The following is a 21,888-nucleotide window of genomic DNA, read 5'->3' as shown; positions in this document are numbered from 1 at the left end:
AACGTTACGGCATTACGCCGAACGATTACAAAAACTTTTTGTCGTAAATGAAGGAGGACAACAATGGTCATTGGCGCAATTGAAGCAGGAGGCACCAAATTTGTTTGCGGGATCGGCAGCGAGGATGGCGTGATTCTGGATCGCATCAGCTTTCCGACCGAGCAACCCGAACAAACGATGAGCAAAGTAATCGGCTATTTTCAAGACAAGCAGGTTGACGCGATCGGCATCGGCTCCTTCGGCCCTATTGATATCGATCCCCAAAGCCCGCAGTACGGTTACGTGACCACAACGCCGAAGCCCGGCTGGGGCGGGTATGATTTCCTGGGGACAATGAAGAACGTTTTCGACGTTCCCTGCGGATGGGACACGGACGTCAATGCCGCCGCCTTCGGCGAAGCCAAATGGGGAGCTGCTAAAGGGTTGGACAGCTGCGTTTATTACACCATCGGCACCGGCATCGGTATGGGCATTTACGCGGAGGGCCGGCTCGTTCACGGTCTTGTTCATCCTGAGGGCGGGCATATTCCGGTTCGCAGACATCCGGACGATCCCTTTGAAGGGTGCTGTCCGTATCATATGGATTGTCTGGAAGGAATGGCTTCGGGCCCTGCCATTGAGAAGCGATGGGGGAGCAAAGGGAGCGAGCTTGCGGCGGATCACACGGCATGGAGAATCGAAGCGCATTATATTGCGCAATCGATAACCTGCACCATCCTGACGCTGTCCCCGAAGAAAATCATCCTGGGAGGCGGCGTCATGCAGCAGAAGCAGTTATTCCCGATGATCCGCTCCGAGGTACTGCGCAATTTAAACGGTTATGTCAGCAGCCCGGTCATTTTATCGGATATAGACCATTATATCGTGGCTCCCGCTCTTGGAGCTAATGCAGGCTTGACCGGATCGCTGGCACTGGGGATAGCGGCTTTGACCAAATGTAACACGAAGGCGGATTAAAACGAGTATTTCTCTAGTTTCTCACATTTATAGATTAGGAAAAATGACATATGTCAACAGGCTCCTTGAGCATAGTTACCAACAAATGATCCATTAATGACGACGGTTAGTCAGGTTACATAACATGTAAATTTTTTGTTGAACTATGAATAAAAATGAGGTAAAACTAATATATATTAGACATTTGTCTATCCCATACTAAGTTAAGGGTGGTTGAGCTGAGTGACTTTGCAAGTAGATAACGAAACCCAGGCAAAAGCATACGTACAATCCGTATATGAAACTGTAGTGAAGCGTAATCCTAATGAGAGTGAATTTCATCAGGCGGTAAAAGAAATTTTGGAATCTTTGACTCCCGTTTTCGCCAAGCATCCGAAATATATGCAGCACGGTATTCTTGAGCGTCTTGTAGAGCCGGAGCGCCTCATTACGTTCCGGGTACCTTGGGTCGACGACCAAGGGGTCATTCGCGTCAATCGCGGCTTCCGCGTCCAGTTTAACAGTGCGATCGGACCGTACAAAGGCGGTTTGCGCTTCCATCCTTCCGTAAATGCAAGCATCATTAAATTTCTCGGCTTCGAACAAACATTCAAAAACTCGCTTACAGGCCAGCAGATCGGCGGCGGTAAAGGCGGCTCCGACTTCGACCCCAAAGGCAAATCCGACAACGAAATCATGCGTTTCACCCAAAGCTTCATGACAGAGCTGAATAAATATATCGGGCAAGACATCGACGTGCCTGCAGGGGACATCGGCGTCGGTGCACGTGAAATCGGGTACATGTTCGGTCAATATAAAAGAATCCGCGGCGCTTATGAAGCGGGCGTATTGACAGGCAAAGGCATTATCTACGGCGGCAGCTTGGCGCGTACGGAAGCTACCGGCTACGGCTGCGTATACTTCGTTAACGAAATGCTGCAGTCTCAAGGTCTTAGCTTCGACGGCAGCACGGTTGTCGTGTCCGGCTCCGGCAACGTGGCTATTTATTCGATCCAAAAAGCGATGCAGCTGGGCGCCAAAGTTGTTGCTTGCAGCGACTCCAACGGTTACATTTACGATGAAAACGGAATTGACCTGGACACCGTCCGCCGCTTGAAGGAAGTCGAAAGAAAGCGGATCAGCGAGTATGTGAAAGAGCATCCGCATGCGACGTATCACGAGGGCTGCAACGGCATCTGGACGATTCCTTGCGACATCGCGCTCCCAAGCGCAACGCAAAACGAGATCGACGCTGAAGCCGCAAAAACGCTTGTGCGCAACGGCGTCAAAGCCGTCGGCGAAGGAGCCAATATGCCGTCCACACTGGAAGCGATCGAAATCTTCCTGGAAGCAGGCGTTCTGTTCGGACCGGCCAAAGCGGCAAATGCAGGCGGCGTTGCGGTATCCGCACTCGAAATGTCCCAGAACAGCATGAGATACTCGTGGCACTTCCATGAAGTAGACGATAAACTTCACGCTATCATGAAAAATATTTACAGAAGCTCCGTTCAAGCGGCAGAAGAGTACGGCCATCCGGGAAATCTTGTCGTTGGAGCGAACATTGCCGGCTTCATTAAAGTAGCAGATGCGATGATCGCGCAAGGGGTCATTTAAAAACCTCTGCCGATACAATTTTAAGCCATATGACTAATACTCCAGTTTCATTCATTTGGAGATGATGAAGGCCGCCGCGGGCAACCGGGCGGTCTTTCTTAATTGTTTAGGAAATGATGCGCAGCCATATCCTGTGGATATCCGTGGGCTCCCCCGAAAGTAATGTCTAACCATAGAACGATCCTGGCTGAATGGTTAGACGCCGATCCAGCTGAAGCTGGATGCGGACGGAATAAGCTTCAGAGCATCACGTCACTTTTGGGGGATTTGTTCTGCTCGGACAGCTTGACCGGAACGGATTTCCTGCACAAATGGAATTGATTACCGGGATGGATCGAAGTAATATAATTGTATGCACATGCCATTTACGTAAAATGTTCGCAGTAAAATGAAAACGTTTACTAAGGAGGCGGTGGAGTGGTAAGCATCATTATTGCCGACGACGAGCCGATTACAAGGCAAGGCTTGTCGATGTTGCCCTGGGAGGAAGAAGGGTTCGTTCTGTCAGGACTTGTAAGCAACGGGGTGGAGGCGCTTGACTTAATCCGTTCCTGCAGATCGGATATTTTATTGACCGATATCCGCATGCCCGGCATGAACGGACTTGAGCTGATGGAATGCGCAAGACATGAGCATCCTCAGCTCAAAGTCATTTTTATTACCGCCTATCATCAGCTGGAATATGCCCTGAAGGCGATTCAGCTGGGAGCTTCAGGCTTCGTGTTGAAGCCGACCGATCCGGATGAGATCATGAACGAATGTAGAAAAGTAAAGGAATCGATCGACAGCGAACGCGAACGGAAGAAAGCCGCCAAAGACATAGAGGAGCGGTTGAAGGAATATCAGTACATACTGGAGAGCAAGGTTAAAGCGGATGCTTCTTCCAACAGTGTGAGCAGCGTGATTGTGGATATTTTGCGCGAGATGGAAACCCGCTATATGGAAGACCTTACGCTCCAGCTATTTTCGCAGCGCTATCATTTTCATCCCGATTATTTGACCCGCTTGTTCAAAAAGGAAACCGGCGATAACTTCGTGAACGTCCTGGTGCGTATCCGGATGCAGCAAGCGGTTCATTTGTTGGCGGATGCCTCGATTAAAATCTATGAAATTGCGGAGCGCGTCGGAATCCGGGATTCGCGTTATTTCGGCCAGCTGTTCAAAAAGCATTACGGAGTCACGCCGCATGAATTTCGCAAGCGTCTTCATTCCGGGCAGGACGAAACGGAGGAATCTTGATGCGCGAAGCCGCATGGCTGTCGAAGCTGAAGAGAATCAGCGCCGACCTAAGTATTCGCAATAAGCTCTTTATCGCCTTCCTGTTGTTAAATTTCATTCCTCTCGCCATTATCGGCACACTCACTTACCAAAAATCCAACTTGCTCATTCAAGAAAAGACCAATGACTATACGATCGATCTTCTGAGCGAAGTCAGCAAAAATATTGAACTGAATTTGCGTGAGATCGACCGACTGTATTACGCCATCTTTACTAATCCCGAAGTGCGCCGCGCTCTGATGCAGGCCAATACGGGACAACTGTCCATGGTCGATTACTTATCGCTGTCTAACGCGGTAAGTCAAATATTGTACGCGGCTATTATCGACCGCGATGATGTGGAGAACGTTCATCTCATTTCGTTGAACGGACAAGTATTTCAAACGGGAGACCGGCCGTTTAAGACAAGCTTGAATAGGGACGACTGGGATCAGATTATAAGCAATAAGGGCGATCTGATCTGGATCAATCTGGAGAGCGATCCTCTATTTATCGCAGGGGGCAGCTCGATTTATGATGTCGATAATTTAAAGAAGATCGGTTATTTTATATTGGATTACAAGAAAACAGCAATATCCAAGTATTACAATCAGATTAAACTGATTGAGCAAGGAGATCTATATATTATCGATCAGAACGGTCAAATTATCTCACATGAAAACGAATCCTTGATTAACAGCCGACCGGACGCGTCGTACATTGATCGTATTCTCGGCGGAGGGAAGCAGGGCAACTTTGCGGAACAAGTGGACGGACGCAGGCAAATCATTACTTACCAGCAAATAGGTAACATGGGATGGAAGATAATTAGTGTCATTCCTGCAGAAAACTATTTGATCCAGTCGCTCATTTTGAAAAATTGGATGCTGCTTATTTTCTTGTCCGTATTCGTGCTGGCGATCCTTCTTGCCTACTGCATGTCGAACGGCATCTCCAGGCCGATTCGGCAGCTGTCGGAGATGATGAAGCATGTCGAACGCGACCGCCTCGATGTCAGCTTCCATTACCATTCGCGCAACGAAATTGGCGTTTTAAGCCGCAATTTTAACCGTATGATCGAAAGGATCAGCTATCTGATCAATCAGGTATATCAGGAAGAACTGTTAAAGCAGCGCTCCCAGTTAAAATACCTTATGTTTCAAATTAACCCGCATTTTCTGTTTAATACACTGGAAACGATTAATTGGTTGGCGCGCATTCAAGGGGCTCCCGATGTCGGCAGGCTGTCCAAGGCGTTAGGGGATCTCATGCGCGAAGCCATCAAAGGGAAGGAGCTGGTGACGCTCGACCGGGAAATCACGAATGTTAATAAGTATGTATATATCCAAAACTATCGCTATGCCGACAAATTTCATATGGTTATCGAGATGCATCCGGATACGCTTCGAGTGGTTGTTCCGCGCTTTATTCTGCAGCCGTTGGTTGAAAATGCGATCGTACACGGCCTGGAATTGAAGATGGGCCAAGGGACAATAGCGATCCGCAGCTGCTTCCGGGGCGATCAACTGGTGCTGAGCGTAACCGACGAAGGCCAGGGAATAGAGCCGTCCAAACTAGCGGACATTCAGACGGCGCTATCCGGGAAGGCGGAAAACCCGCAAACGGGTATCGGGCTGCTCAACGTTCATCAGCGTATCCAACTCCACTATGGAAAGGCGTACGGGCTCTCTATTCAAAGCATCCCCGGCAGCGGGACTTTCGTGCAGCTGACCCTTCCGGGCAACGGAGGTCCCGGGGAAAGACAGTCAGAATCTTCAACCTAAATGTCAGAAATACCGCATGGTGTCATGTGCAATTTACGATTATCCTAATTTTAGGAGGACCGGGGTGGGATTGGGAATGGTCAAATCGATAGCGTTGCTCTTGATGCTCGTCTTCTTTACCGCAGTAACCGCTTGCGCGAACACGCAGTTCCAAACGGGCAGGATGCCGTCCGTCGGGCATGCGGAGAAAGAAAAGGTAAGAATGGTTATGTATGACTGGATGCGGGAGCGCAACCCGATCACCGACATCTACAGCGAAGTCGTAGCCGAGTTCAATGCCCGAGAGGATGTGCATGCGTCCATGTCCGTTCGCCACATTCCCGGCACCCCATACTACGCGAAGCTCAATGCGGGAATTGCGGCGAACCACGGACCGGATCTTTTTATGAGCCATGCCGCCGGCGTATTGGGGAAATATGCCGCTGCGGATAGACTTCTTTCTCTGGACGATGCATTTGCTGTCGATCCGAAATGGAAGGAGAGCTTTAATCCCGGCGTGCTCGATCTATTGTCCTATCGGGATAAGATTTACGCGGTTCCCAGCTCTTTTGCGGTCGTAGCCTTATTTTACAACAAGCACATTTTCGAGCAGCACAGTCTTGTCCCCCCGCGGACGTACGAGCAATTGCTGTCGGTCGTCCGGGTATTGGCAGCGAACGGGGTGACTCCTTTGGCCTTCGGCGCGAAAACGCCGTGGACGGCCGCGCAGTTCAGCGAGATGGTGGCCAATCGCATCGGGGGCAATGAACCGTACGATGCGATCATGGAAGGCAGAGGAAGCTGGCTGCACCCGTCTTTCATTGAAACGGGCCATGTGATGCAGCAATTGCGGGATAACGGCGCTTTTCCGCAATCGTTCCTCGAGCTCGACAACGATGCCGTTAACTTAATGTTCAAACAGGGACAAGCGGCGATGCTGGTGACGGGCAGCTGGGCGATCAATCAGATGATTGCCGATGATTCCAAGATCAAGGACTCGGTCGGCGTCATCCCGTTCCCCGCTTTTCCGAACGGCAAGGGAGACATGGACACCTGGCTCGGGCAAACCTCCGTTAATTTTGCGGTCAATGCCGAGGCGAAGGATCAAGCGGCGGCGATCGAGCTTTTGAAGATGTTCACCGGCGAGAAGTATCAGCGGAAGATCGCCGAGAAAGGCGGAGATATTCCGGTCATCAAGCTGGAGCTTGATCCCGGCCTTACCCCTCAGCTCACGCAGGCGCTGCAAGAGCAGCTGACGGGTATGAAACGGCTGTTTATCTTCTATGATGTGGGACTCGGCACGGTCATCGGCGATGAGTACAATCAAACCGTTCAAGCGATTTTGGCCGGGAAGCCGCCGGAGGAAGCGTTCGCGAATTTAGAAACGTTTACAAATCTTCATCGGGGCAACTGATGTGAGGTTTCCGCCGATCCATATGTAAGCGCTACGATAAGGAGGATTCCTATGGGTTTTGATGCAGATTCGGTAAAAATGAATTATTCCGCCCAGCTGACTGCAACTCGCCGCAAGAGACTCTGGAGACAAATCAAAATCGATTACCAGCTTTATGTCATTATTTTGCTTCCGTTCGCCTGGCTTCTTATTTTTCAATACGGCCCTATGTACGGTTTGCAGCTGGCGTTTAAGGATTTTCATGTATTTCAGGGAATATGGGGCAGTCCGTGGGTAGGCTTTAAGCATTTCGCCAAGTTTTTCGAATCGTACCAGTTTATCAGCGTCGTCAGAAACACGGTTTTGATCAGCGTCTATGAGCTGGTTGCCGGGTTTCCGATTCCGATTATTTTGGCGCTCGCCTTGAATGCCACCCTGCGGACCCAATTCAAGCAAGCCGTCCAATTCATTACGTACATGCCTTATTTTATATCTACGGTCGTGATGGTCGGAATTATCCTGCAATTTCTGAATCCGCGAATCGGCATTGTCAATCTCGCTCTTGGGCAATTGGGGATCGAGCCGATGAACTTCATGGGGGACCCCTCCATGTTCAAGTCGATCTACGTATGGTCCGGCATATGGCAGCACGCAGGCTGGGGAACGATTATTTATTTGGCCGCCCTGTCCGGGATCAGTCAGGAAATTCACGAGGCGGCGACCATCGACGGGGCAAGCCGGATACAGCGCATCTGGAATGTGGATTTGCCCGGTATCGCGCCGACCATCACTACGCTGCTGATTTTGAACATGGGACATATTATGGGGATCGGTTTCGAGAAAATTTATTTGATGCAAAATCCGCTGAACATCGCTTCATCCGAGGTTATCTCGACCTATGTGTACTCCGTCAGCCTTGCTTCGTCGGCTCCGAACTATTCGTACGCGACGGCGATCGGATTTTTTAACTCCTTTATTAACTTATTCCTAATTATGACGGTGAACCAGATTGCCAAGAAAGTCGGAGAAACCAGCTTATGGTGAGGAGGCGAAGCGATGAAGGAATCGAAATTGGCGTTGACCCGGTCGGATAAAATGTTTTACTTCTGCAACGATTTGCTTCTGCTGCTTGCTCTCTTGATCGTATTATACCCTTTGATTTATATATTCAGCGCTTCCTTCAGCGGGAGAGAAGCGGTTGTCACCGGAAAAGTGTTTCTGTGGCCGGTCGATTTCTCCCTGGAAGGCTATGCAGCGGTGTTCCGCGACCCGCGCATTGTGATCGGCTATACGAATACGTTATTTTACACGGTGACCGGCACATTGATCAACATTACGTTAACGATTATGGCCGCCTATCCTTTATCGAGAAAGACGATGGTCGGGCGGAATATCATCATGTATCTGTTTGCGTTCACCATGCTGTTTAACGGCGGGCTGATTCCGAACTATTTGCTGATGAAAAACCTCCATATGATTGACACGAGATGGGCGATGCTGCTGCCGGCCGGTCTGAGCGTATTCAATGTGATTATCGCCCGGACGTTCTACCAGACGACCATAAGCCAGGAGCTGTATGAAGCGGCTGCGATAGACGGGTGCTCGCATGTGAAGTTCATTTGGCATATCGTCATGCCGTTGTCCAAAGCCATTACGGCCGTGCTGGTGCTGTTCTACGGCGTCTATCATTGGAATTCGTATTTCAACGCGTTTATTTATTTGAAGAGCGACACGCTCTATCCGCTGCAAATCGTTCTGCGCGATATTCTCGTCCAGAACAACATTGATCCGAGTACGATCACCGATCCCGAATCGATGATGCGCAAGCAGGGGCTAGCCGATCTGGTCAAATATGCCATCGTTGTCGTTGCCAGCCTGCCAGTCTGGCTGGTCTATCCGTTCGTACAAAAGCATTTCGTTAAAGGTGTGATGATCGGATCTATTAAAGGTTGACCGCAGCACGCTGGATATAGCCAACCGCAGCCCTTTATTCGGGGTTCCGGTTGATTTATATAAGATCCAATGGAAGGGAGAATGTATGTGAGAAAAGGGCTCATCGGCTTTCTAACGTCGCTTCTTGCAGTAACGATGGTTGTCAGCGCCTGCTCGAACCCGGAGTCGGCTTCCTCCTCGCAAACCGGCAATGACAGCAGCAACAAGACGGATCAACCTAAGGACGGCTCCAAGAAACTAACCCCCTTGACGGTCACGACACCGCGTTGGCCGAATACTTTATCGTACGAATACGGTGAAAACGAATTGACGACTTGGGAGCAGGATCAAACGAATATTCAGGTCAAATGGAATCTGTTTCCCGACGCCGACAAGATGCAGAAGCTGAACCTCGAGCTATCCTCCGGCGGTAATTTGGGCGATGTGGTTATGGGCGATTTCGGCGCCGACAACTCCTTCCTGGCGACCTACGGCTCCCAAGGCGCGCTCATTCCGCTCGAAGAGTTGATCGAGAAGTACGCGCCCAACATCAAGCAGCAGTTCGAGCAGTATCCGGATTTAAAAAAGTCGGTTACCGCGCCGGACGGACATATTTACGGACTTCGGGAGCTGGGGGTTTGCTATAACTGCGACCGGGCGATGCGCTTCTGGATCAACTCCGATTTTCTCAAAAAACTGAATATGAAAATGCCCGAAACGACGGACGAACTGGCGCAGTACTTGAGGGCGGTCAAAGAAAAGGACCCGAACGGCAACGGAAAAGCCGATGAGATCGGCATCACCGGATCGCCGAAAAGCTGGTACGCCAACGTTCATCAATTCGTTTTGCATGCGTTTACTTATTTTGACGGGGACGGCCTCTACGTTAAAAACGACAAGGTTGCGGCCGCTTATGCAACGCCGGAATGGCGAGAGGGGCTGCGCTATCTGAACAAGCTGTACGGCGAAGGCTTAATCGATCCTTCGGCATTCACGAACGACGAAAATCAAATGAAGCAAACGGTCGAGCTGAACGGCGGCCTGACCGTTGCCGCAGTCGCCGGCGGCGGGCAGCATGTATTCGCAGCCAACGATTCCACGAGATTGAAGTATGAGATCGTTCCGCCGCTTAAAGGGCCGAACGGCTTCCAGAACGCTTACCGCAACGACTACGGCATTATTGCCAGCTACAAGTTCATGATCCCCGCATCGGTTAAAGACAAGGTCGCTGCGATCAAGTGGATCGATTTTCAATTCACGCCGGATGCGAGCGCCAGAGGACGTTACGGTACACCGGGCGTGAACTGGGAGAAGCCGAAGGCCGGGACGATTGCGGCCAACGGCGGCGACGCGCAATTCGCGATCATCGGCCACGACATTTGGCAGGACCCGCAGAAAGCGCATTGGCACGGCGCAAACAGCGTATGGCAGCGCTGGGGCTCCGATGCGCGGGCGAAGCTGGAGGCGGGCCAGTTCGACCTGGAGACCTCGTTGTTCGAATCAGCCAAACTGTACGATAAATACGCGGAAAAAGTTTCCGTGCCGAAGTTCTTCTTTAGCCCGGACACCGCACAGAAATACAATCAGCTCCGGCAGGACTTGAAAAAGTATTATGAAGCGGCTACGGCGGATTTTATCGTCGGCAACCGGAGCATCGATAAAGATTGGGATACGTATTTGGGCGAGCTGAAAAAAATCGGAAACGATGAATTTATCAGCATTCAGCAAAGCGAATACGACAAAAATTGGAAAGGTAAATAACCTATCAACCGGAAGGAGGGCGAAAGGAATGAACGATCTGCTGCAAATAGACCGGGATGTGAGCGCCAAGCTGCGCTCCATGAAAATCGGGGTACAAGGCAGCTTTTATCCAGCGCCGCCGGATATGCCCAAGGAAGACATCACGGAGTGGCAAATTCGCCGGCTGGCCGCTCTAGGCTGCACGGCGCACCAGATCGGATTCGGCGTGCTGCCGGACGACGAAGGCAAGCTGCTCGCCATCAAGGCGCTGGCCGATTCGCTTGGCGTAGAGCTGGAGCTGACCGCCCCCGGCGCTTTCGGGGTAAGCGGCCCTTATGCGGATGCCGAGGCCAGGCAGCGTTTCTTGAAAGCCGTCGGGCAGGCACGGCTTCTGGGTGTGCCGGTTGTGCGGACCGGCTACGGACGGTTGAATGTCAGTACGAGCCGCTTCAATCGAAGCATGAATGTTCGCGAGCATCTGGATTCTCTGGTTCCTGCTTTGCGCGAAGCGGGCCATATCGCTGCGGATGCGGGAGTGGGGCTGGCCGTGGAAAATCATTGCGATTTTACCGGACGGGAAATGGGTTATTTGTTGGACCAAACGGATTTGGCGAATGTCGGCGCCGCTCTGGATACGGCTAACGGATTTACGGTGTTTTGCGATCCGCAGGACGATATCGAAGCGCTGGCCCCCTATGCGTTCACGACCCATATGAAGGATATGGCTGTTGTCGATATGCCGGTCCGGGGATACATTCCGATGACGGCGCAAGGATGCGGCCTGGGGGAAGGTCATGTCGACTTGTCGCGGGCGATCGATCTTCTCGCAAGGCATAGTCCGCGCGCCGACGGCTTGCATCTGCTGATAGAGCCGGGATGGATGGCTTGGGACCCGAACCGGGACCAGTGGGAGCAGGAATATGAATATTTTGCGCAAGGCATCCGCTATTTGCAAGCATTGCTGGACGAAAAAGCGAACGGATCGGAGGAGCGCCCATGACGAAGCGGCGGATTCGAATCGGACATACAGCGATTACTTGGGATAACCATGAAGTGGATCAAGCTATTGAAGCCATCGGTTCTTGCGGTTATTGGGGAACGGAAACGTTCGGCTGGGTTCTGGATGATTGGGAGAAGAGCGGCCGGGATTTGCCGGAACGGTTTCAGCGAAGCGGGCTGCAATTAACCTCGTTATATTGTCATCTGGATCTCGTCGATCCGGGCAAACGCGAGGAAGGCATCCGGCAGGTGATGGATTGGGTACGGCTGTATAAGCAATTTAACGGGCCGGTTGTCGTCATCGGCGGTATGATGATACAGCGCAGCGGCTTCGACATTACGGAGTATGATTCCCATATTACGACAACGTTAAACGAGCTCGCCAGGCGGATTTGCGATCAAGGGCTGCTCTGCTGCTTTCATCCGCATACCGGAACGCCCGTTGAAACGGAGGAAGAAATACGCAGGGTGATGGACGGGGTGGATGCGGATGCGGTTACCTTCGCGCCGGACCTCGGCCAAATCGCCAAGGGCGGCTCCGACCCGTTCGAGCTGGTCAAGGAATATTACGAGCTGATTCGCATGGTGCATATCAAAGACTATATCGGCGGCCCGGTCGAGAGGGATGCGGAGGGGCGCGAAATCGACAAAACCGGATTTCTCGGCTACACGCCGCTCGGTATGGGGACGGTCAATATTCAAGGCATACTTGACTATTTGGAGGAGCGCGATTACAGCCACTATGCGCTGGTTGAGCTCGACGGCAATCAGTGGAGCCCGACCCGGAAGGGCCGTCCGATGATGCCGCCGCTGGAAGCGATTCAAGCAAGCAAGCGTTATTTAGAGCAGCTGGGATATCGCAACTTCCGCACGGTATAAGGGAATGCATCAGTCAAATCAAGGGAAAGAAGGCTAGGGACGATGTCGACCAATAAGAACGTATTGATAACCGGAGGAGCCGGGCGGTTGGCCCGGTATACGATCGATTATTTGTTGGAGCGCAACTATCGAGTGACCGCCTTCGATATGGTTACGCCCGATCCGGACTCGTTTCCGAAGGGGGTTCCGTTCGTCAAAGGCAACTTAACCTCGCTTGAGGATAATATGCGCGCGCTTCACCTGTCCGGAGCGGACGCCATCGTTCATCTCGGCGCCATTACGCACGATACTTCGTTGCAGCCCGGGCGCAGCAGAATTCAGCGGATGCCGGAAGACGAGACGATGCGGGTCAATACGATGGGAACCTATTATTTGATGGATGCGGCGCGCCGATTCCATGTCAAGACCGTCGTTGCCGCTTCCTCCTACTATGTGCTGGGCCTTGGCTTTCGCATCAGCGACAGGCCGTTCCGGGTTCATTACTTGCCGATTGACGAAGAACATCCGCTGCAGCCGGAGGATTCCTACAGCCTTTCCAAGCTGATCAATGAGGAGACCTTGAAGGCATTCGGATTGGCGTACGGCATCCGCACCGTAGCGTTTCGTCTCAACGGGGTGGATTATCCGTTCCAAAGAGATACGTATAAATACAATATAACGCCCGAGGCGCGTCCGAATCATACGGGCGGCCCGATCGGCACGACGCATCAATATATCGACCCGCGCGATGCGGCGCAAGCGTTTGCCCTGGCGCTGGAGGCGACCAACCTGGAGCTGTTTGAGGCCTTTTATCTCCACACGGATAGCAGACATTGGGAGGATACGAAAACGGTCGTCGAACGGCATTGGCCGGATTTGAAGGAGCTCGCCGGCCATTTGGAAGGGACGGACGGCGTGATCACCGGCAGGAAACTGCGCGAAAAGCTGGGCTACGAGCCAAAATATTCGTGGCGAAATCCGCCGCACGACTTCTAAGCCGCCGGAGAGCCGGGTGGCATGACTTTTAAAGACGCTTCCCAAACCACGTTCAGTGGGGACGGCAGCGTCTTTCTTCATTGGATTTCCCGGTTTGCCACCGGATTGCCTGTGAAATTTTAAAATACAGTTGACACGACACTAAATGGTGTCCTATAATTCAAACAGACACCAAACGGTGTCGCATATCAAAGCATCGCCTCGTGCAAGGCGAAGGCGATATGAAAGGCTGCCCTTTGGCAATACTATGTAGGAGAGGGTGTTGTGAGCAAGAATAACCAGTTACGGGATGTATTTGACGCTATTGCAGACCCGACTAGGCGCCGGCTGATTCGTTTGTTAGCAGAAACAGAGGAGAAGCCGCTTCATGAGCTAACGGCGCAATTTTCAATGGGCCGTACAGCGGTATCCAAGCATTTGAACGTTCTCAAAGAGGCGGGACTGGTGCTGGAACGAAAAGTCGGCAGAGAAACGCGATTTCGGCTGAACGCCGCCCCGCTTAAAGAAATACAAGATTGGGTAGCTTTCTACGGAAAATTCTGGAGCGCGAATATGCTGCGTTTGAACCAATTATTAGAGGAGGAAGAAATATGAGTTTATCATTAGCCTTGGATTTTCAATTTACGACATCGATTCAGAAGCTTTGGTCCGCCTTAACCGATTCCAGCAAGCTCGCCAAGTGGGTGGTTAATATTCACAGCGGCCAGGCGATGGATAACGATTTTAAGCCTGTCGTAGGGCACCGTTTTCAATTTCGCACTCAGCCGTCCGAATGGTGGGATGGGATTATTGACGGCGAAGTGCTTATTGTGGACGAACCTAACCGACTTTCCTATACTTGGGCCAGCGGAGGAGAGAAGCATACGGTCACCTGGACGCTGCAGGATTTAGGAGACGGAAAGGTAAACCTTCATCTCGATCAAACCGGATTCTCAAACCCGCAAGGTGTCGAAGGCGCCAAGTACGGCTGGACGAAATGGTGCGGCGAGCTTGAAAAGTTGTTGGTACAGTAATCGCACTCGGTACGAAATACCCGAAATGCCGTACCCGAATGAGCATACACCGGCTGCAGCCTACATGCGGCCGGTTTATGCTCATTTGGACCACTCTGACAAGCTTTTGTCGTGTAATTAGAATCATACCTTGTCGGAGCTCGCGCTGTCCGGCATTCCATCACGATGCATGGTACAATGAGTGAATAAGCCTAAATTGACATGATCGGAGGATGTTAAACATGAGCGAAGCAAATCAGGAATATATCGTCATCTCAGGTGCGAGAGAAAACAATCTCAAGAACGTATCGTTGCGCATTCCCAAACGGAAGATTACGATCTTCACCGGCGTATCCGGGTCCGGCAAGTCATCGATCGTCTTCGATACGATTGCCGCAGAATCGACGCGATTGCTGAACGAGAACTTCAGCATGTTCGTGCGCAATTTTCTGCCGCGCTATCCGCAGCCGGATGCGGACGCGATCGAGAACCTGAGCATGGCCGTCATTGTGGATCAGAAGCGGCTGGGCGGCGGGTCCCATTCCACGATGGGCACGATTACCGATATTTCTCCCATTCTCCGTCTGCTCTTTTCCCGAGTCGGCCGGCCCTATGTCGGACAAGCGCATATGTTCTCGTTTAACGATCCCCAGGGCATGTGTCCCGAGTGCAGCGGGATCGGCCGCAGCCTGCGCGTCGACATGAGCAAGGCGCTGGATAAGTCCAAGTCGCTGCGCGAAGGGGCCATTATGCTGCCCGGCTATGCGGTAGACGGGTTGGATTGGGCGATGCTCGTGCAGGCCGGGCCCTTCGATCCCGATAAGAAGCTGAGCGATTATCCGGAGGAGGAGCTGGAGCAGCTGCTGCACGGCAAGGCGAAGAAAGTGGGTACTCAGTTTGGCGGCAAGACTGTGAACATTACGGTGGAAGGCTGCATCGAGAAGTTTACCAATAAGTACATCAAGCGGGATTTGAAGACGATGTCCGAACGTACGCAGCAATCTGTTGCGCCGTACATCTCCGAGGGGGTTTGTCCAAGCTGCCGCGGCGCAAGACTCAACCAAGCCGTGCTCGGCTGCAGGATCAACGGACTGAACATTGCGGACATGTCCTCGATGGAGGTCGGGCGGCTCATCCGCGTCATCCGGGAGATTGACGACGCGGTCGCTGCGCCGATCGTGAGGTCGCTGACCGAACGGCTGCAGCATCTGGCGGATATCGGACTGGATTACTTGACGCTGGACCGCGAGACGGATACGTTGTCCGGCGGCGAGTCGCAGCGCGTCAAGATGGTGAAGCACTTAAGCGGCAGCCTGGTGGACGTGACTTACATTTTCGATGAGCCCAGCGTCGGCCTGCATCCCCGCGATGTGCACCGGTTAAACGAACTGCTTCAAAAGCTGCGCGACAAGGGCAATACCGTCATTGTTGTCGAGCATGATCCCGATGTGATCAAGGTGGCGGATCATATCGTCGACGTCGGGCCTTACGCCGGCAGCCGCGGCGGCAGTATCGTATACGAAGGAAGCTTCCAAGGCTTGCTTGCGGCGGATACGCTGACAGGCACCCATATGAAGCGGCCGATCAGGCTGAAACGCGATTGCAGGCAGCCGTCCGGCAAGCTGTCCGTCAAGGATGCGAATCTGCACAATTTGCAGAACGTAAGTGTAGATATTCCAACCGGAGTGCTGACGGTAGTAACGGGGGTCGCCGGCTCAGGCAAAAGCACGCTGATTAACGAAGTGTTCCTCGGCCGGCATCCGGATGCGATCGTCATCGACCAATCGGCGGTGGGCGTGTCGACACGCTCGAATCCCGCGACCTACACGGGCATTATGGATGACGTGCGCAAGGCGTTTGCTTCCGCGAACAAGGTGAACCAAGGCTTGTTCAGCTTCAATTCCAAGGGGGCATGCGAGAACTGCCAAGGGCTCGGCGTCGTATATACAGACCTTGCCTTCCTCGACAGCGTGAAGCTGCCGTGCGAAGTATGCGGAGGCAGACGATTTAAGGAAGAGGTGCTGGCGTACAAGCTGAACGGCAAATCCATTGCGGAAGTGCTGGAGATGACGGTAGAGCAGGCATTGGATTTTTTCCAAATCAAAGAGGTTGTGCGCAAGCTCCAGGCTATGAGCGATGTGGGGCTGAACTATATTACGCTCGGCCAGCCGCTCAGCACGCTTTCGGGCGGGGAATGCCAGCGCATCAAGCTGGCCAGCGAGCTGCATAAAAACGGCAGCATCTACGTGATGGACGAGCCGACGACCGGCCTGCATATGTCCGATATCGGCCATCTTCTGGAAATCATGAACCGCCTTGTGGATGCCGGCAATACGGTGATCGTCATCGAGCATAACCTCGATGTGATCAGCCAAGCGGATTGGATCATCGATATGGGACCGGACGGAGGCAGCAAGGGCGGTCAGGTGGTGTTCGAAGGCACACCTGCGCAGATCATCCATGCGGAGCAGTCGATCACGGGAAGATATTTGAAGTAATTTGGATATACAAAGAACAAGGCCTCTCTTCTCAAGAGGGCCTTGTCTGTGTTACTTCGCATATTGTCGGATGGAAATACGTTCCGCACCTTTATGATCCCGATAGTTAATATATAAGATAAGGGCGATGCCAATGACTGTAATAAGTAAAGAGACGGCGGGAAGAGCTCTCATTCCAAGCGAGCTTTCAATGACCCATCCTCCGGCGAACGCTCCTGCCGCATTGCTTAAATTCAACACGGAGACGTTGACGATGGAAACGAGATTGGGGGCATCTTTTGCTTTATTGATAATGCTGAGCTGCAAGAAGCTGATCATTCCCATCATCGCAGCCCCTAGTAAGAATACATTGAGGAAGGCCGTGACGATATTTTCGGCGGACCAGTACATCGTACCTAGCACAATTGCAAGAAAGATAGCATTTCCCAGCAGCACATTTCCCGATTTCCATTTTGCCAATCGGCTTGTTAACATATTGCCTACCGTAAGGCCGATACCGAAGATTAGAAAAATCCAAGTGATTTGATTCGGAGAAACGTGAATAGACTGCTCCAGCATGGGTGCGATAAAAGTGAAGGTAGCAAAGATCCCGCCAAAGCTGAAAATAGCCATCACCAACGAGAGAATAATACGGGGTCGAACCAAGGCCCCTAATTCCGTACTTAATTTAGGTCGTTCTCCCAGCTCTATCTTGGGAATAAAGAGCAGAAGCGCGAGCACCGCGATAATTCCCAAGCAAGTGAGCACGGCAAAGGTGGCACGCCATCCAAATTGTTGACCGATGAAGGTGCCGAACGGAACCCCTAGCACATTGGCAATCGTAGACCCTCCGAAAATGATCGAGATGGCGGCCGCCTGTTTTTCGGCAGAGACGATTTTGGTTGCGGCGACAGTAGCGAGCCCGATGAATGAACCGTGCGTAAAGGAAGCGACAATGCGCCCGAGCAGTAAAAAGCTGTAATCTGAAGCGATCAAGGAAATCGCGTTCCCGACAACAAAGATTCCCATTAGCAAAAATAACTGGTTTCTCGTAGACATCCGTTTAATGAGAATCCCCATAATAGGAGAACCGACGGCAACCCCCAATGCATAGCCTGAAATTAAATATCCGGCCGAGGGGAGGGAAATATGCAAGTCGTTCGATATGTTCGGTATCAGCCCCATGATCACGAATTCTGCCATACAAATGGCAAAGGTGCTGAGCGCTAAAGCGATGAGAGGAATATGGGTTATCATTTTTTTGTTCATTTTAATCATCCGCCTATCTATTATTGTTATTTGTTTGTACATACAAATATAATATTAAAAAAATTAGTGATTTTTAATACGTTCACTTGCAAGCAGCGCTTGCTTGGTGAGCTCGTCGCCTGCTTCTTTCCCGAAAATCAAGGAGTACCGTTCATACAGCCGATCCCAGCAAAGCTTGATGTCGCCATGTAAGTTTGCGCCTTTTTCGGTGAGAAAGATTTTTGCAAGTTTTCCTTCCGTTCTTCGTTCTACTAGCCGTTTATGAATCAGTTTATCGATTAAGCGAGTACCGGTAGAAGGTGCGATGTTCAAAATTTTACATAAATCAGTCAAGGTTATCCCGGGTTCCTCTTTCACTGCCAGCATCAAAAAGGCGTAAGTAGGGGACAGACCAAGGGACATAAATTCTTCATCGGCTATTTTTCCAGCTTCACGAGCGAGTTGATTCGCCGTAAAGTAAAGGCATCCATTTAATAAATCAGCTATCATTTGTAATCACCCTCTCAAGTTGTTGTTTGTACATACAAACATTAACATGGAATAAATTTCTTGTCAATATCGAAATCGTCAAACCGGTTGAAAAAGGCTACTTCCAAGGATTCCTTGGAGTAGCCAGTTATAATCGGCAAAAGCTCGGTTGAGGGGAAGGCTTGTTTCCGTCTAATTTAAAATACGCGCGCGTTTCCCGGCAGCACTAGCCAGCTTCTACAAACCGGTCCAGATCGGAGCTGTGACCGCGGCTTGGCCGTCGGCTTGAGTTACCTTGATAAAGTAATATTTCTTGGTATTGTTCGTCACGGAAAAGCTGGTCCAGCTCACATTGTTGGAGTTGAAATTGGCGGAACCGGCCAGCTGCCCGCCCTCCGTATATACCTCGATTTTTTTGATCGTGTCGCCTGCGTCGGGATCTGCCGCACCGATCGTAAAATTCAAAGCGGACGGATTGGACAGCGTCGACCCCATCATTTGATTGTTGATTTTGAACATAACCTTCATGTTCGCATCCGTCGTCGCGTACACCCGGTGGCTGCGAATCGCGTCATAGATGTCTTCCCTCGTCAGCTTCTCCGCCAGTATCGCCGTTCTGCGCGTATCGAGCGTCCCCCAGTTCGCCGCGTGATTATCCTGATTGCCGCTCGGCGCTACATGCCAGCCCAAATCAAGCGCCGTCGTGTAATGACTCAAATTGTCGATGCTCGGATGCCCGGATTGCGCCGTTTCTATTAAGTCCATGACGTTGTCGACATCCGCATCGTAGGGCGTAAAGCCGTTAAAGTCGGCGTCCCACGGATGGTTCCACTGCACGATCGACGCCGGATACTGCTTCGCTGCGGCATAGAAGCGGTTCGCATCGTTATATTCCGTTTCATACGTGTTAAAATGCTCCATCGCGAACGTATTCATATGGCCGAACCCGCCCGGCGGGTACCAGGTCGTTTCGCTGCCGGCGATGGCGACGAAGCTGCCGTTCACCGTATTGCGGTCGGCGGATGCTTTCAAATCCCGCCATTCCAAGCTTTGATCCCAAGCGAGGTCGTGATCGTATAAATTGGAATGGTCGGTTACGGCGAGAAAATCGAGATGCGCCGTGTTTCTGGCGTAATTGAACGCCGTATCCGGGACGCTCTTGCCGTCGGAGAACGCGGTATGGCTGTGCAAATTGCCGAAATAGACGTTGTAAGCGACCGGAGCCGGGAGCGGGGCAGGTCTGGGCGCGGGAGACGGCAGCGCTGTCTTACGCGCAAATTGGAACCAGTTGATCCCGAGCCCTTTGGCCGAATTGTTGCCGATGACCAAGTAGACGTTGTGCACGCCTGTCACGTTGGCCATGTCGCAGGCCAGGGTGCTGTTTCTCGTCCACTGCTTGAAGGCGGGAAGCGTGCCGGCCAGCGTCCCCGTCGGCGAATCGAGCCGCACCTCAAGCCGGACCGTCTCTTGCGGCTGCCCCGCATCGGCGTTCGGCGTATATACGCGGGCAATAAATTGATTCGCCCCTGTGGAGCCGAAATCCACATTGTCGAAGCGCAGATAACGACCGGCGACGGTGGCGCTGGAAGCGTCCGAGTCGCTGCCGATTCCGTATTCATGGGTCGAATCCGGGCTGGGAATGAATGTAATCCCGCTTGCCGCATCGTTATCGGACGATTGGATGATGCTGAATGCGCTGCGGTTTGCGACGGGCTCGGGAACGGGCACATTTTCCCTGTAGCCGTACGCTTTGAAATCGGAAATGTGAAACACCGCGTTAGCCGAATTATACGTTCCCATCACACGGATATAACGCCCGACGGCGTCGACGGCATACGAGTCCCCTTGGTTGACGGCCGCCTTTTCGTCCGTTTTCGCCGCAACTTCCGTCCAGTTGAACTGATCCTTGCTGACATAAATACGGTATTGATAATACCGGGTTCCGTCGGCGTAGTTGCGGATGTTCAGCTGCTTGATCTTGTAATTGTCCTGCAGGTCGACCTGCCAATAATGCTGGTACGGCGAGATGCTGGCGTAGCTGCTGTTGGAGGCGTCGCCGTCGATCGCATATTGCGGTTCGTGGCCCGTCTGGGTGTAAGTGGTGATCGGATCGCCGGGGGAGGAGGGCAGCGCTTCCACCTCGGCCGTTTTGCCGGTTGTGAGCAAGATCGGGTCCAACGTGCACGCTTTATAACCGTAAACTTTAACATCGCTGATGTGCGTGCCCCGATTGGCGGAGTCATATGTGACGTTGACCCTTATGTATCGGCCGGTTCCGCTGACCGCATACGTGTCGCCGGCATCGGCCGCCGCATCGTTGTTCGTTTTCGCCGCAACGGTCGTCCAGCTCGTCCCGTCCGCGCTCGTCTGAACGGTATACCGGTAATAGCGGGTCCCGTCAACGTAGTTGCGGATGCGGACCGTCTTGATGTCGTAGCTCGCGCCGAGATCGAGCTGCCACCACTGCGGATACGGATACGCGGACCAGTAGCTGGAGTTGGTCGCATCGGCGTCGTTGCCGTATTCCGGACCGTGACCGGCTTCGAAGGTTTGGGCCGTTGCCGTTTTCCCGGCGCTGATGAGCGGCGGCGTCTCGCTCAGGCGGCTCTGCGGCACGATCTGCTTCGCTTGGCTCGCGCTGGACCAGTACAGCTTGACGGAGGCGTTCCCGGTATTGGAATAGTAATCGAGCCGGATGTCGTAGTCGGTGCCAGCCGTTAATGTAATGAACGAAGTCCATTCCGCCGCCGTCTGGTCAGACCATTGATCCAGCAGCAGTTCTCCGTTGACCCACAGCCTGACGCCGCCGTCGAAGCCGGCGTAAAACTGATACTTCTGCGAATACTGAGGCCGAATTTGCCCGGTCCAGCGGACCGAGAACGAATCCGCGCCCATGGACGGGTCGGGAGCTCCCGCTCCCCAGTTAAAGTTGACGTTCGCATCGGTTCGGGTTATTTTCAAATCGGTAAAGTCTGCGTTGTCGAAATACTCGCCCTTCAGCCCATTGCCGATCTGACCGTATACCGTTGCGGGGGAAAATGTGAAGATGACAGCGGTTGCAAAAATAATGGCGGCCGCCCATACGACGACCAGCGTCGCGCGTATGTTTCTTGCTATACTCATCGCTTACTGCCTCCTTTGTGCCACTCGCATGGCGGGATATTCCCATCATGCCCGAAGGCGGCGCTTGTTCA

The 21,888-nt window shown here is 52.3% G+C and carries 17 protein-coding genes; 14 read left to right on the top strand and 3 right to left on the bottom strand.

Annotated features, from left to right (window positions below; translation table 11 throughout):
• Positions 1-63 precede the first annotated feature (63 nt).
• The 14 genes from SK3146_RS01365 to SK3146_RS01300 all read left to right on the top strand — a co-directional run bounded on the left by SK3146_RS01365 (position 64) and on the right by SK3146_RS01300 (position 16,978).
• The gene (locus tag SK3146_RS01365) at positions 64-957 is read left to right on the top strand and encodes an ROK family protein (RefSeq protein WP_249863373.1); all 894 of its coding nucleotides are present in this window, start codon (positions 64-66) and stop codon (positions 955-957) included.
• A gap of 222 nt (positions 958-1,179) precedes the next feature.
• Positions 1,180-2,550: an NADP-specific glutamate dehydrogenase gene (gene gdhA, locus SK3146_RS01360; RefSeq protein WP_249863372.1), complete on the top strand. Its 1,371-nt coding sequence runs from the start codon at positions 1,180-1,182 to the stop codon at positions 2,548-2,550.
• A gap of 417 nt (positions 2,551-2,967) precedes the next feature.
• Positions 2,968-3,789 carry a response regulator transcription factor gene (locus tag SK3146_RS01355; RefSeq protein ID WP_249863371.1) on the top strand — a complete coding sequence of 274 codons (822 nt, stop codon included), beginning with the start codon at positions 2,968-2,970 and terminating at the stop codon, positions 3,787-3,789.
• Positions 3,789-5,591 (top strand): sensor histidine kinase, encoded by a 1,803-nt coding sequence (locus SK3146_RS01350; RefSeq protein ID WP_249863370.1) that lies wholly within the window; start codon positions 3,789-3,791, stop codon positions 5,589-5,591. The genes SK3146_RS01355 and SK3146_RS01350 overlap by 1 nt, the downstream gene beginning before the upstream one ends.
• 64 nt (positions 5,592-5,655) lie before the next feature.
• A complete protein-coding gene (locus tag SK3146_RS01345; RefSeq protein WP_249863369.1) occupies positions 5,656-6,984 on the top strand; it encodes an ABC transporter substrate-binding protein in 1,329 nt (442 codons plus the stop codon).
• 51 nt (positions 6,985-7,035) lie between these two features.
• Complete coding sequence (locus SK3146_RS01340) at positions 7,036-8,007, top strand: ABC transporter permease (RefSeq protein ID WP_249863368.1); 972 nt, start codon at positions 7,036-7,038, stop codon at positions 8,005-8,007.
• 12 nt (positions 8,008-8,019) lie between these two features.
• Entirely contained in the window at positions 8,020-8,916 is an 897-nt protein-coding gene (locus SK3146_RS01335) for a carbohydrate ABC transporter permease (protein WP_249863367.1), read from the top strand.
• Positions 8,917-9,003: 87 nt separating this feature from the next.
• Positions 9,004-10,656 (top strand): extracellular solute-binding protein, encoded by a 1,653-nt coding sequence (locus tag SK3146_RS01330; RefSeq protein ID WP_249863366.1) that lies wholly within the window; start codon positions 9,004-9,006, stop codon positions 10,654-10,656.
• A gap of 28 nt (positions 10,657-10,684) precedes the next feature.
• The gene (locus SK3146_RS01325) at positions 10,685-11,635 is read left to right on the top strand and encodes a sugar phosphate isomerase/epimerase family protein (RefSeq protein ID WP_249863365.1); all 951 of its coding nucleotides are present in this window, start codon (positions 10,685-10,687) and stop codon (positions 11,633-11,635) included.
• Positions 11,632-12,513, top strand: coding sequence for a sugar phosphate isomerase/epimerase family protein (locus SK3146_RS01320; RefSeq protein WP_249863364.1), 882 nt, complete (start codon positions 11,632-11,634; stop codon positions 12,511-12,513). Before SK3146_RS01325 ends, SK3146_RS01320 begins: the two co-directional genes overlap by 4 nt.
• Before the next feature lie 42 nt (positions 12,514-12,555).
• Positions 12,556-13,488: an NAD-dependent epimerase/dehydratase family protein gene (locus SK3146_RS01315; RefSeq protein ID WP_249863363.1), complete on the top strand. Its 933-nt coding sequence runs from the start codon at positions 12,556-12,558 to the stop codon at positions 13,486-13,488.
• Between the two features lie 264 nt (positions 13,489-13,752).
• A complete protein-coding gene (locus SK3146_RS01310; RefSeq protein ID WP_249863362.1) occupies positions 13,753-14,082 on the top strand; it encodes an ArsR/SmtB family transcription factor in 330 nt (109 codons plus the stop codon).
• A complete protein-coding gene (locus SK3146_RS01305) occupies positions 14,079-14,501 on the top strand; it encodes an SRPBCC family protein (protein ID WP_249863361.1) in 423 nt (140 codons plus the stop codon). The genes SK3146_RS01310 and SK3146_RS01305 overlap by 4 nt, the downstream gene beginning before the upstream one ends.
• Positions 14,502-14,722: 221 nt before the next feature.
• Positions 14,723-16,978, top strand: a complete 2,256-nt coding sequence (locus SK3146_RS01300; protein WP_249863360.1) for an ATP-binding cassette domain-containing protein — start codon at positions 14,723-14,725, stop codon at positions 16,976-16,978.
• Between the two features lie 51 nt (positions 16,979-17,029).
• On the opposite strand, the gene SK3146_RS01295 is transcribed toward SK3146_RS01300, so the two are convergent.
• The 3 genes from SK3146_RS01295 to SK3146_RS01285 all read right to left on the bottom strand — a co-directional run bounded on the left by SK3146_RS01295 (position 17,030) and on the right by SK3146_RS01285 (position 21,817).
• Positions 17,030-18,226: an MFS transporter gene (locus tag SK3146_RS01295; RefSeq protein WP_249863359.1), complete on the bottom strand. Its 1,197-nt coding sequence runs from the start codon at positions 18,224-18,226 to the stop codon at positions 17,030-17,032.
• Positions 18,227-18,289: 63 nt separating this feature from the next.
• Positions 18,290-18,715 carry a MarR family winged helix-turn-helix transcriptional regulator gene (locus SK3146_RS01290; RefSeq protein WP_249863358.1) on the bottom strand — a complete coding sequence of 142 codons (426 nt, stop codon included), beginning with the start codon at positions 18,713-18,715 and terminating at the stop codon, positions 18,290-18,292.
• Between the two features lie 216 nt (positions 18,716-18,931).
• The gene (locus SK3146_RS01285) at positions 18,932-21,817 is read right to left on the bottom strand and encodes a galactose-binding domain-containing protein (RefSeq protein ID WP_249863357.1); all 2,886 of its coding nucleotides are present in this window, start codon (positions 21,815-21,817) and stop codon (positions 18,932-18,934) included.
• Between the last annotated feature and the right edge of the window lie 71 nt (positions 21,818-21,888).

It is taken from the genome of Paenibacillus konkukensis, assembly GCF_023523925.1.
GTDB lineage: Bacteria > Bacillota > Bacilli > Paenibacillales > NBRC-103111 > Paenibacillus_S > Paenibacillus_S doosanensis.
This window is presented reverse-complemented; position numbering and strand designations above follow the sequence as displayed.